This window comes from Nitriliruptor sp., from assembly GCF_040882075.1.
Taxonomy (GTDB): Bacteria; Actinomycetota; Nitriliruptoria; order Nitriliruptorales; family Nitriliruptoraceae; genus Nitriliruptor.
On record NZ_JBBEBZ010000179.1, the window covers coordinates 1 to 13,444 of the forward strand.

The 13,444-nt window shown below is 69.5% G+C and carries 17 protein-coding genes, 1 other RNA gene and 2 pseudogenes; all 20 read right to left on the bottom strand.

What is annotated here, in order from left to right; genetic code table 11:
• Positions 1-532 (bottom strand): type I restriction endonuclease (locus WEB03_RS12130; protein ID WP_368071212.1); only part of this gene is annotated, 532 nt, incomplete at its 3' end.
• A gap of 112 nt (positions 533-644) precedes the next feature.
• On the bottom strand, positions 645-809 hold the full coding sequence (locus WEB03_RS12135; RefSeq protein ID WP_368071228.1) for a hypothetical protein: 165 nt from the start codon (positions 807-809) through the stop codon (positions 645-647).
• An 82-nt stretch (positions 810-891) separates the two neighbouring features.
• A pseudogene (locus WEB03_RS12140) lies at positions 892-1,161 on the bottom strand (hypothetical protein); the annotation flags it as partial.
• A complete protein-coding gene (locus tag WEB03_RS12145) occupies positions 1,085-1,450 on the bottom strand; it encodes an antitoxin HicB (protein WP_368071213.1) in 366 nt (121 codons plus the stop codon). The pseudogene WEB03_RS12140 and the gene WEB03_RS12145, both read right to left, overlap by 77 nt.
• Positions 1,450-1,656 (bottom strand): type II toxin-antitoxin system HicA family toxin, encoded by a 207-nt coding sequence (locus WEB03_RS12150; protein WP_368071214.1) that lies wholly within the window; start codon positions 1,654-1,656, stop codon positions 1,450-1,452. The genes WEB03_RS12145 and WEB03_RS12150 overlap by 1 nt, the downstream gene beginning before the upstream one ends.
• A gap of 165 nt (positions 1,657-1,821) precedes the next feature.
• Positions 1,822-1,953 carry a hypothetical protein gene (locus tag WEB03_RS12155; RefSeq protein WP_368071215.1) on the bottom strand — a complete coding sequence of 44 codons (132 nt, stop codon included), beginning with the start codon at positions 1,951-1,953 and terminating at the stop codon, positions 1,822-1,824.
• Positions 1,950-2,270 carry a restriction endonuclease gene (locus WEB03_RS12160; protein ID WP_368071216.1) on the bottom strand — a complete coding sequence of 107 codons (321 nt, stop codon included), beginning with the start codon at positions 2,268-2,270 and terminating at the stop codon, positions 1,950-1,952. Before WEB03_RS12160 ends, WEB03_RS12155 begins: the two co-directional genes overlap by 4 nt.
• Before the next feature lie 249 nt (positions 2,271-2,519).
• On the bottom strand, positions 2,520-2,729 hold the full coding sequence (locus WEB03_RS12165) for a winged helix-turn-helix domain-containing protein (protein ID WP_368071217.1): 210 nt from the start codon (positions 2,727-2,729) through the stop codon (positions 2,520-2,522).
• Positions 2,730-2,756: 27 nt separating this feature from the next.
• Positions 2,757-3,977: a restriction endonuclease subunit S gene (locus WEB03_RS12170; protein WP_368071218.1), complete on the bottom strand. Its 1,221-nt coding sequence runs from the start codon at positions 3,975-3,977 to the stop codon at positions 2,757-2,759.
• Positions 3,978-4,021: 44 nt separating this feature from the next.
• The gene (locus WEB03_RS12175; RefSeq protein ID WP_368071219.1) at positions 4,022-5,596 is read right to left on the bottom strand and encodes a class I SAM-dependent DNA methyltransferase; all 1,575 of its coding nucleotides are present in this window, start codon (positions 5,594-5,596) and stop codon (positions 4,022-4,024) included.
• Positions 5,597-5,691: 95 nt separating this feature from the next.
• A pseudogene (locus tag WEB03_RS12180) lies at positions 5,692-6,063 on the bottom strand (type I restriction-modification system subunit M N-terminal domain-containing protein); the annotation flags it as partial.
• Between the two features lie 302 nt (positions 6,064-6,365).
• Positions 6,366-6,746: a transfer-messenger RNA gene (gene ssrA, locus WEB03_RS12185) on the bottom strand.
• Positions 6,747-6,908: 162 nt separating this feature from the next.
• On the bottom strand, positions 6,909-7,925 hold the full coding sequence (locus WEB03_RS12190; protein ID WP_368071220.1) for an ERCC4 domain-containing protein: 1,017 nt from the start codon (positions 7,923-7,925) through the stop codon (positions 6,909-6,911).
• A 59-nt stretch (positions 7,926-7,984) separates the two neighbouring features.
• Positions 7,985-8,422 (bottom strand): TA system VapC family ribonuclease toxin, encoded by a 438-nt coding sequence (locus WEB03_RS12195; protein WP_368071221.1) that lies wholly within the window; start codon positions 8,420-8,422, stop codon positions 7,985-7,987.
• A complete protein-coding gene (locus WEB03_RS12200) occupies positions 8,419-8,661 on the bottom strand; it encodes an antitoxin (protein WP_368071222.1) in 243 nt (80 codons plus the stop codon). Before WEB03_RS12200 ends, WEB03_RS12195 begins: the two co-directional genes overlap by 4 nt.
• A gap of 50 nt (positions 8,662-8,711) precedes the next feature.
• Positions 8,712-9,206: an SsrA-binding protein SmpB gene (smpB, locus tag WEB03_RS12205; RefSeq protein WP_368071223.1), complete on the bottom strand. Its 495-nt coding sequence runs from the start codon at positions 9,204-9,206 to the stop codon at positions 8,712-8,714.
• 32 nt (positions 9,207-9,238) lie between these two features.
• Positions 9,239-10,675, bottom strand: a complete 1,437-nt coding sequence (locus WEB03_RS12210; RefSeq protein WP_368071224.1) for a murein hydrolase activator EnvC — start codon at positions 10,673-10,675, stop codon at positions 9,239-9,241.
• Positions 10,676-10,889: 214 nt separating this feature from the next.
• Positions 10,890-11,786 carry a permease-like cell division protein FtsX gene (gene ftsX, locus WEB03_RS12215; RefSeq protein WP_368071225.1) on the bottom strand — a complete coding sequence of 299 codons (897 nt, stop codon included), beginning with the start codon at positions 11,784-11,786 and terminating at the stop codon, positions 10,890-10,892.
• Positions 11,787-11,798: 12 nt separating this feature from the next.
• A complete protein-coding gene (ftsE, locus tag WEB03_RS12220) occupies positions 11,799-12,497 on the bottom strand; it encodes a cell division ATP-binding protein FtsE (RefSeq protein WP_368071226.1) in 699 nt (232 codons plus the stop codon).
• Positions 12,498-12,674: 177 nt separating this feature from the next.
• On the bottom strand, positions 12,675-13,444 hold a 770-nt coding region (gene prfB, locus WEB03_RS12225), incomplete at its 5' end, for a peptide chain release factor 2 (protein WP_368071227.1).

The window sequence follows — 13,444 nt, forward strand, 5'->3', positions numbered from 1 at the left end:
GGTGACGCTCGTGGCGGTACTGGCGGACCGCCTGCTTGACGGTCTGCCCGGTCAGCGAGTTCTTCAGCTCCGCGTCGGCGACCGGGATCCCGTTGACGAACAGCGCCAGGTCGACCTCGCCCCACGTGCCATCGGGCTTGCGGACCGGCGCCTCCAGCACGACCGTCAGTCGGTTGGCCTCGTAGGCGGCGACGAGACGTTCGTTGAGGTCGTTGGCCGGCTTGAACTGGCAGAACGAGAACCGCACCCCGCCGCGGACCTTCTTGCCACCCCGCAACAGCCCGAGCGCCCGCCCCGGCTCCTTGTCGAGGTCCTTGGCGACGATGGCAGCCAGCTGCTGCTGCCAACCCGCCCCAGCGACCGCTGCGAACTTCTCCACCGCTGCCGGCTGGGTCTCCGCGAGGTAGCCGACGAGGTCGTCGACGAGCAGCCGCGTCTGACGGTCGACCTCCGAGGCGGTGCGCTGCTGCCAGCCGGCCGACGCGACCATCTCGGCCGCGACGCCGCGCTGGAACTGGCCCTCGTCGTGCACCGACATCGTTCCCCGCCCCTCGCCGTCGGGCCGGTCAGCGTAGGCACCATCCTCGTGGAAAGTGCTCGGTCCGTTTCGCTGGGTCCTCAGCGAGCGAACCGCACCCGTGCGGTCAGGCCCGCCGCTCGTAGCGGGTGGCCAGGTACTCGTCGACCCAGTTGCGCGAACTGCGCCACTGCCCATCGGCGCCCCGAACCGCTTGCAGACGTCCCCGCTTGGCCGCGCTGCGGAGCGCCGCCTGGGTCACCCGATCGTCGAGCAACGCGGCCAGAGGCACCAGGCGCGCCGGTCCAACCGAGTCGGACCAGCACGAGGTTCAGCGCCAACCGTCCCGTGCGGCCGTTGCCGTCGAGGAACGGGTGGATGCGCTCGAAACGAGCATGCAGCTCCGCGAGCTGCTCGGGCAACCGCTCGCGGCTGTTCCAAAGCCAAGGGTCGGCCGTGGTCGTGGACGAACCGGTGGTGGAAACCGCATTACGCCGCAGCGAAGATGCCACCGACGGTAGGGAGGGGGTGACAGGGACCTCCGCCGTGGGTCCTGCGACGACGCGGTCAGGACACCAACTGCGAGACCCGCCCGCGTGACACACCGAGCACTGCGGCGGTGTCGGTAACGGACAGGCCTTCATCACGCAGGGCCTGCGCCACCTCGCGAGCCTCCACGGCCGCTCGTCGTTGTGCGTCCTGGGCGGCACGGGTCCGTTCACGGACCTGACGGACGCGCTCACCGAGAGCGCCCAGATCCGGTCGGACGACCACCGTCGCACCGTCGGTTGAGACGCCGAGCAGTGTCTCGAGGTAGTCACGGACCGTTCGCTCGGCCCTCGCCAGCGTTCGCGACTGGGTGACGCCGACACCATCGATGCGCAACTCCCAGCCGTGCTCCCACCGTTTCGCGACAACGTCGTACACCGTCATCAGAGCCATCCCTCCGGTATGCACGCCAACTTCTTGATCGTGTCGGCGACGACGCCCGGCGACACGATCCGGGCCTGCGTGACCACCGCGAGGTGTTGACCACACGGGCAGTACCACTTCTCGTGGTCGCCCTTCCCTTGCCGAGGAACGCAGCCCTGCGCCAGCAACGCCGCCCGCACCTCGCGGTACCGCATCGACGTCGCCATGGTAGCCATCCCCCCTACATAGACAACGTCAAGACGGGCTAGATAGGTCCGCAAGGAACGGGATCGAACCGCATCCGGAACGAACCGTACGACCGTGCAACGGGCGGCCACGCGGTTATCCACATCCCTGGAGCGACGTCGCATCCCTACCCCGGGAGTAGGAGGTCAATCGCTGAGGAGGTAGTCCTCGTCGATGCGCTTGAGGTCGTAGCGCTGGGCCGTCGACACGCCGACGTCGTGGCGGATCAACAGGTGGGACAGCTGCCACCCGTCGACGAGGATGACCCGCGAGCTCACCGCGGCCGCGTACTCCTCGGCTCCTCGGCTCCTCGGCTGAACCGCGCCGTGGTGAGGAACACTCCCTTGTTCGCGTGCGCACCGTGCAGGGCGCCGACAAAGGTCTGCACGTCCGGGCGGTTCACGGTGCGGTCGAGCGCGTACCGCTTGGCCTGCACGTAGATGACGTCGAGGCCGAGCGCGTCCTCACGGATCACTCCGTCGATGCCCCCGTCGCCGGACCGACCGACGCGTTCCCCGGCGTCCCGCCGATCGCCGCCGTAACCCATGGCGACCAGCACGTCGACGACGATCTGTTCGAAGTCCTCGGGAGCCACGGTCGTGAGCCGATCGAGCAGCTCGGTCGCGAGCGCATCGCGCAGCCGGGTGAACTCGTCCTCGATGATCTCCTTCGGCGTCGACTCGGCCGGACGGTTCCGCGGGACCGGTTCCGTCGTCGCAAGCCGCGGTGCCGTCGCTCCGGCGCGCCCGGAAGTCGCGGTACTCGGCGAAGCCGTCGAGGACGGTGGTGTCGACGCGGTCCTGATGGTCGGCCAGCACCTGCCGGCCACGAGCGGTCAACACGGTCACCCACGCCGGGGCCGCTCCAGCAGCTCGGCCTGTGCGAGGTGGGTGATCGACCAGCCGACCCGGTTGTCGAACCGGCGTTGGTTGCCGCTCGGCAGCATCTCGGTCAGCTCGTCGGCGGTCAGCTCGAAGCGCTCGGACAGCTCCCGCGGCATTGTCGCGCGATCGAGCTGACCGCCGTCCGTGTGGAGCACCAGGATGGGGCGCACAGCGTCTGGAAGTCGGGGATCGCCACCTCAGACCTCCAGTTCGCCGATGACCGCCGCCGTGATCAACGCCTGGCGCCGCTCGGCGAGCAGCCGGTTCGCTCGCTCCAACGTGTCGAGCAGCGCGATGGTCTCGTCTCGCTGCTCCCGGATCGCAGCGACGATCTGGTCTTGCTCATCGAGCGGCGGAACAGGTCCTCGAAGCACCATCAGGTCGGGCACGTAGACGGTCTTGTGTGTCGACCCGTACATCAGCCGATCGAAGTGCCCGGCGTACCGCATCGCCCTGAGCGACCACAGCAGGTACTCCGACCGCAGTCGGGCATCTGGCGTCCAGGTGAAGAAGTCCTGGCTCGTCGCCATCGGGACTGCCATGATCCCGGCGAACCCCACGGAAGCCGTGCGCGACAGGAAGACCGTCCCGGCAGGGTGCAGCCGAGCCGCGGAGTTCGCCATCCCGAGCTGGCTGATCCTCTCCGCCGTCTCCTCGACGTACTCGATGTAGCCGGACCGCACTCGCTTGACGTCGCCCGTCGTGACCCAGGGAACATCGCAGTCGACCCAGTACTCGGGTACCGACCTGCTCGGGGTATGCCCCGAACCGGTGCGCGCGAACATCGCATACGGACCGATCACGAACTCGGTGTTGACCCTGTCGAGCCAGTCGACACCGGCCGCGGCCAGCCTGGCATCGTGACCTACACCTTCGCAGACGGCCGACACCACGAACCGCTCATGCCGCTCTCGAACGAGTCGACCGAGCTGCGCGCTTCGATCGAGAAGCGCGTCGATCCGGGCCGTTTCCCCGTCGAGGTAGTCCGCGATCCCGCGCTGCCGAGACGATGGCGGCAGCGGGACCCGAACTGATGCCAACTCGTCTGCGTTCAAGTGCGGTTGTGCCGCTCGCATCTTTGAGAGGTCAAGCTGATCGAGGCAGTAGCGGCTGAGGAGACACCACGCCAGGAACCGTGGCTCTGTACCTCGCAGCGGCGTAACCCGAAGGTCGTAACCGGGCGCGGATCCCGCCCACGCCTCGGTGATCAGAGCAGAATCGCCGGTATAGGCGCCACTGCGCACGACCAGGATCTCCCCGGCCTGAAGAAGCGGCGCTCGATCCAGCGGTAGATCGGCCGGATGCGCCCGCTGAAGATGCTCGGTGGTGATGCGACCACGCTCGATATTCGTGGCGCGGATGATGGGCAGTCCCCCCTCTTCGGCGAGTGATGGAGGCTGTCCCATGCCGTAGCGCACTCGGGCGACGTACTGCAGGGGGGTCCTGACCTCCGAGGCCCCACTCACTCGGTCACCTTCTCGAGGAGCTTGAGGATCTCCTGTTCGACCTGCTTGATGTCGGCGTCGATCTCGGCCAACGGACGCGGGGGCTGGTAGCGGTAGAAGATCCGTGTGACGGGGATCTCGTAGCCGAGCTTGGTCTTGGTGTGGTCGACCCAGGCGTCGGAGGCGTGTGGCAGAACCTCCGACTTGAGGTGGTCATCGACGCCGTCGGTGAGGACGTCGATGGTGTCGTCATCCGGGTGGTAGGTGTCCGGGAGTGGGACGGTCTCCTGGCCGCGCAGGTCCGGGTCGGGCTGCGGCCGGCCCTTGGCATCACGCAGCGGTTCTGCCTCGGGATCGGGGACGGTGACCGCGGCGGTGATGGCGTCCTTCGCCTTCTTGAGCAACGACGTGTAGCCGACGACCTTCCCGATCCGCGCGACCGCGGCGGCGGCGGTCAACCCCTCGGCGGGAAGTTCGGCGACGGCCCGTTCGATGCCGGCGAGGATCGCCTCCGCCCGGTCGGCGTCCGACTTCCGAACCTGGCTGGCACTCCAGTCGACTGTGACGCCCAGACGCTCGACGGCGGCTGGTCCGCCCTCGTACCTGGCGCGGATCGGTCGCTCGATCGTGACACGACGGAACCCGAACCGGTGGTTCGGGACGAGCTTGGCCTGTTCCCCGTCGAGATCGAGGGCGTGGTACAGCTCGACGATGCGCTCGATGTGCTCGTCGGCGAGCTCGTTGCGCTTGGCGCCGAGGCTCTTGCGCATCTTGCGGGATTGCTCGCGAGCGTCGATGAGCTGGACGTGCCCGGCTCGCTCGGGGGCCTTGCGGTTGGTGATGACCCAGATGTAGGTCGAGATGCCGGTGTTGTAGAACAGCTGGTCCGGCAGCGCGACGACGGTCTCGAGCAGGTCGTTCTCGATCAGGTACCGGCGGATCTCCGACTCCCCACCACCCGGCGCCCCGGAGAACAGCGGCGAGCCGTTCATGATGATCGCGAGCCGCCCGCCACCCGCGCCGGTGGCATGGTCGTAGGGCTTGAGCTTGGACAGCAGGTGCAGCAGGAACAGCAGCTGTCCGTCGCCCTTGGCCGGTAGCCCGGGACCGAACCGACCGTCTTCGCCGAGCTCGGCGTGTTCACGCTCGATCGGAGCGGCGTAGCCCTTCCAATCGACACCGAACGGAGGGTTGGTCAAGCAGTAATCGGCCGCGAGCTTGGGGAACGCGTCCTCGGTGAGGCTGTTGCCGAACGCGACGTTGTCGGCATCCTGGCCCTTGATGAGCAGGTCGGCCTTGCAGATCGCGTACGACTCGTCGTTGATCTCCTGCAGGTGCGGGATCAGCCGCGCCTGGCCGTTGCGCGCCCGCAGGTGCTCCTCGAACACGCTCGCCATCCCCCCGGTCCCCGCGCAGCAGTCGAGCATGGTGACGATCGCGCCGGGCTGGGCGAGACGGTCCCAGTCGGCGGCGGCGAGCAGCTCGACGCAGAGAGCGATGACCTCGCGCGGGGTGGAGTGCTCACCAGCGGTCTCGTTGGACTGCTCCGCGAACCGGCGGATGAGCTCCTCGAACAGGTAGCCCATGTCCATGTTCGACACGCGGTCGGGTGCAGGTCCACGTCCACGAACCGGGCCAGGATCGGGTACAGCAGGTTCGCGCCGTGGAGCTTGTCGATCTGGCTGTCGAACCCGAACTTCTCGATCACCTCGCGAGCGTTCGGCGAGAACGCCTCGACGTAGGCGCGCAGGTTGGCCGGGACGTTGTCCTCGTCGTCGAGGAGGCGGTCGAAGGTGAGCGGCGAGGTGTTGTAGAACGACCGTCCGGAGACCGACCGCAGCACCGGCTCCCGGTTCTCGATCCCCTGCTCCGCGAGCGTGGCATCACGTTCGAGGACCGCCGTCTTGGTGTCGACCAGCGCCTGGTCGAGTCGGCGGAGCACGACCAGCGGGAGGATCACGTCGCCGTAGTCGTGCGCCTTGTAGGTGCCGCGCAGCAGGTCCGCGATGGCCCAGATGAGCCCGACCGCTTCCCCGTGCGTGTACGCCGCCACCTGCATCCCTCTCCGGCGCTGCCCCGCGCCACATCACGGGCGACTGTAGGTGAGCGCTGCGACGCGGGCCGGTCGCGCGGGAGGCACCCGAGACGTGACGAGACCCCGCCCCCATGAGGGGCGGGGTCCGCGTCTCCACAAGGCGTCGTTGCGCCCCTGGATCCGTGGGATGGAGGCGTGGGCAGGACCCTGGCCCGCGCTCCCTTGTGGAGCGGCGGGTGGTCGCCTGCCCCTCCGGGACGGCCCTTGTCGGCCGATCCGGAGGTGCTTCCACCACACGAGCTTGGGTGGTCTGGTCGGTTGGTGCGGGGTGGAGCTGCCGGGAGTCGAACCCGGGTCCCGCGGTCCCGAAGCTGTGGGCTCTACGTGCGTAGGTCGGGGATCATCTCGGACGCGGTGCTCCCCGACCAGGCAGCTTCCGCGGTCCACACCGTCTCAGGTGTCCCCGCTGCGCTCGACGGTCCAAGTCAGCGGGTGGAGCTCGGTTGATGTCGATCCGCTCCCCTTACCGAGCATCGGAGGGGGATCGTCGCGGGTGTTTAGGCCGCGAGGACGAGGTCTGAAGCACCTCGCTGCGCAGTGTTAGTGGCAGATAATGTTCCTGACGTGGGATTAACGAGGTCGCGTCAGGCACCCTCGGCACGCTCCCACGACGACGGCATGACCACGGTCGAGACCGTGTCAGCCCCCTGGTGGAGGTGGCAACGACGCTGTGCGGTTGTCAAGGTTCCGGCTGTGCCGGGCCGAGCATCGTACGGCACCGTGTCAAGAGCATGCCAGGCGGGAGTGACCTTTCGGCGGCCATCCTCCCACGTCGAGCTGACCGTCCGCTGGCGAACCGACGTCCAGGCTCAGCCTGACCTGCCACGTTCAGACCGGACCGCGCCGACCTGTTCGGCCACCCAGGCCTCCCGGACCTCGCGAGGGATCCGGCCGCGGTCGGCGACCTCGTAGCCGGCGCGCCGGGCCCAGGCACGCAGCTCCGGGGCGCCCGGCGGGACCGGGGGTCCTGGCGCGTACCCGGCCGGCGTCACCCCGGCCTCGGCCGCAACGCCCATACGAGCCACCGCCGCCGCCTCGTCGGCCGCCCAGACCGACGCCGCGGCGAGGTAGCGGTAGCTCCACTCCTCGGCGAGCTTGCGGGTCTCGCAGAAGACGATCGGGATCGTCGGCCACCGGACCTGCAGCTCGGCGAGTCCATCGGCGACACCGGCCGGCTGGGCCCACTCGAGCTTGAACACCGCCGAGTAGCGATCCTCGACCACCACCGCCGAGCGGGGAAGAGCCGCGAGCTCGGCGAGGGCGTACCGCAGGGTGCCATCCAGCAGGCTCGAGACGAGGTCGGCTATCGACTTGCGCTCCACCGCCGCGACGGGTCGACCATCCACCTCGACCGCGTAATCACCGGCCGGCAACGCCCGCCGGACCGTGCCCACCTGCTGTGTGGAGAAGCGGTACGGGTACCGCTCACGCGTATCGACCACGATCTGGAGGTCGGTCAGGCCCGCCGCGCGAGCCGTCGGCGTGCGCACGTTCGGTCGTGCCTGCTTCCTGGTCCGGGGTGCCTGCCAGAACACCGCCTCGCGGCCCCGCGCGGTCGTGAAGACCAGCTGGGAGCGGTTCTCGCGGGCCCGATCCACGACGAGGTCGATGGCCGCACCGCGCCTGGCACACGAGCGGACCGGCAGCCGCTCGACGAGCTCCGGCGTACTCGGCCACTCGTCGGCGGAGACGGGGTAGCAGTACAGCGCCTTGGTCCGCGGCCAGGTACCCGCGGTCCGGAAGACCAGTCCGTCGCCGAGCGGGACCCACAGCAAGTACGGCAGCCGCGATCCCTCATCGGGGTTGCGAGCGATCACCAGATCCATACCCAGACCCTACGGGCCGGGTCGGCCATCGGCCGCACCTTCACGGAGCCCCCGACGAGTCACGACGACAGCACCACCAGGTCGTCAGCGGTCGCACGTGGGACCACCGCCAACGGGAGCGACCTGTCGAAGGTCACGAAACGGCCACCCCGGGCGACCGCGAGCGCGAGGAGATAGGCGTCGGTCACCTGACGAGAGCCGTGCAGCCGCGACCGGTCGACGGCCCCAGCATCGAGCACGCTGACGTCGCACATCCAGAACGTGTGGTGTGGACCCGCGGTCGCTCGAGCGAGGAGATCGATCGCCTCGGCCGGCGACACGGGGCTCGGGTACCTCGGCTGGCTGAGGATCCGAACGAGGCCGTTCTGCGTGATCGCGCACGACGCCCAGCCATCGACGATCGCGGTGTCGAGCCACGTCGTGGCCAGATCGTGATCGACGTGATCCTGATCGAGCAGGGCGAGCAGGACGTTGACGTCGAGCAGGGACGGTGTCACTCCGGCTCGTCCTCGCGGAGCCGATCGATGAGCGCGTTGGACACCGCCGCCCCTCGATGTGGAAGCGGACGGAAGCCGTGGCGCTCCACGCCGGCCGGCGCACCGTCGAGCCGCTGTTGGCCGGTCAGCGCCTGCCGGGCGAGGTCGGACAGCACCGCCCCGACGGTGCGGTGCTCACGTGCTGCCCGCTCCTTGACCGCGAGCAGCACGTCGTCATCGAGGCTCAGCGTGGTGCGCATACACGTGATGCTAACGCATCAGTGTCGGCCGCGTTCAGCGTCGGCCGCCTTCAGCGGCGTCCACGCTCCTTGAGCGCCCGCTCGATGTCGCGCTTCGCGTCACGTTTGGCAGCCGTCTGCCGCTTGTCGGCGACGTTCTTGCCGCGACCGACCGCGAACTCGAGCTTGGCGCGGCCGTGCTTGAAGTAGATCCGCGTGGGGACCAGCGTCACGCCCTGGGCACCGACCTGGCGGCGGAGCTTGTCGATCTCGGTGCGGTGCAGCAGGAGCTTGCGGGGACGCACCGGGTCGTGGTTGTTGCGGTTGCCGAACTCGTACTCGGGGATGTGGGCCTGCATGAGCCAGGCCTCGCCGCTGCCGTCGACCTTCACCCAGGCCTCGGCGAGCGACCCCTTGCCCCCGCGCAGGGTCTTGACCTCGGTCCCCTGGAGCACCAGCCCGGCCTCGAACCGGTCGTCGAGGAAGTAGTCGAACGACGCACGACGGTTCTGGGCGGCGAGCTTGATGCCCTCGCCCCCGGACTTCTGCGTGCTCTTGGCAGCCATAGCGCCCGAGCCTACCGACCGCGTGGGACCGCTCAGCAGGCGATGTAGCCGCACGGGTCGCGGGGTGCGCCGCCCTCGCGGACCTCGAAGTGGAGGTGTGAGCCGTAGCTGTTGCCCGAGTTGCCGACGCCACCGAGGCCCTCGCCGGCGTTGAGCCACTGGCCGGCGCCGACTGACACCGTCGACAGGTGGGCGTAGATCGTCGCCATCCCGGCCGCGTGGCTGACCACGACGTGGTTGCCGAAGCCACCACCGCACCCGAACGACGAGGTCGGGTGACACGAGGAGGTGACGCTGACCACCGTGCCCGGCTGCGAGGAGACCACGGTCGTGCCGACCGAACCCGCGAGGTCGACACCGTTGTGGTTGCGACCCCAGCGTGGGCCGTAGGGCGAGGTCAGGGAGCCGCCGACGGGGCGCGTCCACCCGCCGCCCGCGGTCGGAGGCGTGTTCGGGGCGGGCGCAGCGCTGCCCCCACCCGCGTCGTCGCTGCCCGACCCGCCGTCCTCCGTGCCAGCACCGCCCGAGCTCCCACCGCTCGTCGCACCGCGGTCCGCGGCTGCCTGGCGGTCACGAGCGGCCTGCTCCTCGGCCGCGCGCCGAACCTCGGCTGCGGCGGCTTCCTGGGCCTGGCGTTCGGCCTGGGCCGCCTGCTCGCGGGCGATCGCCGCGAGCTGATCGCCGATGCGTGACGACTCGGCATCGAGCCCGGCGAGGTGCCCCTCGATGGCCTGGCGATCGTCGCGGAGCGCCTCGAGCGCGGCCTCGCGTTCGGCGCGCTTCGCGGCCACGGACCGCGACAGCGCACGAGCCTCCGCAGCCCGCGCCTCGACCTCGCCCGCCTGGGCCACGGCCTCGCGAGCCTCGCGCTCACCGTCGACGCGGAGCTGCGCCGCCTGGCCCCGCTGGATCTGGACCTCGTTGACCAGCTCCTGTACCTCGGCGACGAGCTGGCGGTCCGCGTCCATGACCGCGGTCAGGAACGGCGCGGTCGAGAGCGCCTCGGAGATGTCCGTCGCGGACAGCAGCTGACCGACGATCGCGGTCTCGGTCGCGCTCGCGCCGCGCTTGAACGCGCCAGCGACGCGCGCGTCGAAGCGGTCCTTGGCGGTGGCGAGCTCCGCCTCGGTCTCGGCGAGGTCCTCTTCGAGCAGGGCGAGCTCGGCGCGGAGCCGCTCCGCCTGGGCGAGCGCCGCATCACGAGCCTCGGTGGCAGCGGTCAGCGCCTGCTCGACCCGTTCGAGCGCGACGAGGGCCGCGTCGAGCTGCCGGTCCGCCTCGGCCAGCCGCTCACGGGCGTCGCCCTGGGCGACCCGGGTCTCGGCCAGCCGCTGCTGGGCGTCGCTGCGCTGCTCCGCGCGGGTCTCGAGCTGGTCGTGCAACTCGTCGGTGGTCTGGGCCCACGCGGTGGAGCTCAGCAGACCGAGCGCGGCGACCGCGACGATCGACCGGGACCAACGACGCTGCACGGCCAGGACCTCTCGGGGACGGGAGCCGGTGGAAGAGACGCGAACGCGGACGGGGCGGGCCCGAACGTGCGGACGGTACACCGTCCGGACGGTCATCCACAAGGGTGGACACCCGCAACACCAGCCACGCGAGTGCACCCTCTACCCATCGACCAGACCCCCAGCGCGCTCCAGCGCGCGAGCGCTGCCCGCCCGGAGCCGGGCGTGCAGGAGGTCACACGTCCAGGAAGCGGCGCAGCGCGATCAGCGAGGCGACCGCGGCGATGCCGACCCCCGCCCCGAGCATCAGCGGGCCGACGGCGAGCACCTCCTCGGTACCGATGAAGGGCACGAGTTGGATCTGGTCGCGCAGGTTCTCGGCCACCCGAGGGACCGACGCCATCAGCAGCCCCCAGGCGAGCAGGGCGCCGAGCGCGCCGGCGAACATCCCCTCGAACAGGAAGGGCAGGCGCACGTACCAGTTGGACGCCCCGACCAGCTTCATGATGGAGGTCTGCTCGCGGCGGGCGAACGCGGCGACGCGGATGGTGTTGGCGATCAGGACGCCGGCCGCCACGAGCTGGATGGCGGCCACGATGAGCGCCGCCCGGCGCACGACCTCGATGAACCGCAACAGGTCGTTGAGCAGCTCCTGCTGGTCCACGACCTCCTCGACCCCGGGGTAGGCCTCGAACTGCTGGGCGATCACGTCGAAGTCGTTGGGGTCGACGAGCTTGACCCGGAACGAGGCCGGCAACGAGTCCGGCTCGACGACGCCGGCCACGTCCGGGTCGTCCTTGAACATCTCCTGGAAGCGCGCGTAGGCGGCCTGCTGCGACTCGAAGAAGACCTGCTCGACGATCGGCTGGCTCTCGAGCTCGCTCAGCAGCTGTTCCTGCTGGTCGGGGGTGATGTCGACCCCGCAGGAGCGTTCGTTGCACAGGAAGATCGACACCTCGACCTTGTCGATCCAGTCGTCGGTGGCGAGGTTGACCTGCTCCGACAGCAGCAGCGACGCCCCGAGCAGGGTCAGCGACACCGTCACCGACAGGATGACCGCGAAGGTCATCAGCAGGTTGCGGCGCAGCCCGACCAAGGCCTCACCGAGGATGTAACGCCAGCGTGCGGACACGGAGGGCTCCTGTCAGCCGGCGTAGCCGTAGACGCCGCGAGACTGGTCGCGGACGACGACGCCGTTCTCGAGCTCGATCACGCGGCGGCGCATGGAATCGACGATGTGCTGGTCGTGGGTGGCCATGACCACGGTCGCGCCCGTGCGGTTGATCCGGTCGAGCAGCTTCATGATGCCGACCGAGGTCTGGGGGTCGAGGTTCCCCGTGGGCTCGTCGCAGAGCAGGATCCGGGGGTTGTTCACGAACGCCCGTGCGACCGAGACGCGCTGCTGCTGACCACCCGAGAGCTCGTGGGGCTGCGCCTGCGCCTTGCCCTCGAGACCGACCAGCTCGAGCACCTCGGGCACCCGCTGGTCGATCTCGCGCCGGGCCCTGCCGATGACCTCGAGCGCGAACGCGACGTTCTCGTAGACGGTCTTGTTCGGCAGGAGCTTGAAGTCCTGGAACACGTACCCGATCTCGCGTCGGAGCAACGGGACCTTCCACGAGCGCAGCGTGGCGAGGTTCTTGCCGGCGACCCACAGCTCACCGCTGTCGGGCAGCTGCTCGCGCGTCAGCAGCTTCATGAACGTCGACTTGCCGGACCCGGACGGGCCCACGACGAACACGAACTCGCCCTTGGCGACCTCGAGGGTCAGGTCGTGCAGGGCGACGACCTCGCCCTCCTCGCCGCGCTTGTAGGTCTTGGTGACGTTCTGGAGCGTGATCACCCGGTGACCCTGACGTCGGCATCTCTCGCACCGGAGGCACGACAGACGGTGGAAGCGTGGGGAGAACGGCCGGAGGTGGTGGGCACGGCCGGGACGACCGTCGAGAGTAGCGACCGTGGTCGGACGCACCGAACAGCACCGACCGGCCGGAGCGGCAGGCGGGCAGCCGCGGATGAGCTACTCCTCGCCCTCGGCAGCGAGCCGGACCCGCATACGCAGCACGGACTCGAGGAGGGCGTCGATGTCCCCGTCGAGCACCGCCGACACGTTCCCCGTCTCGAACTCCGACCGCAGGTCCTTGACCATCTGGTAAGGGTGCAGGACGTAGGAGCGGATCTGGGAGCCGAACCCGACGTTCTGCTTGCCGCCGCGGATGTCGTCGAGCTCCTCGGCGCGCTTCTGACGCTCGAACTCCGCGAGCTTGGCCTTCAGGACCCGGAGCGCCGCTGCCTTGTTCTGGTGCTGGGACTTCTCGTTCTGGCAGCTGACGACCACGCCCGTCGGGAGGTGGGTCAGCCGGACGGCGGAGTCGGTGGTGTTGACGCTCTGGCCTCCGGGGCCCGACGAGCGGAACACGTCGACGCGCAGCTCGTCCTCCGGCACGTCGATCTCCTCATCGAGCTCGGGGAGGATCGGCACGACGTCGACCAGGGCGAAGGAGGTCTGGCGGCGCGCCTGGGAATCGAACGGGCTGATCCGCACCAAGCGGTGGACGCCGTGTTCGGTGTTGAGGTAGCCGTACGCGTCCGGGCCCTTGATCTCGAACGTCGCGGACTTGAGGCCCGCCTCCTCGCCGTAGGAGGTGTCGTAGAGATCGATGGCGTACCCGTGGTTCTCCGCCCACCGCGTGTACATCCGCAGCAGCATCTGGGTCCAGTCCATGGCGTCGACGCCGCCCTCACCGGCGTGGACGGACACGATGGCGTCGTTGCTGTCGTGCTCCCCGG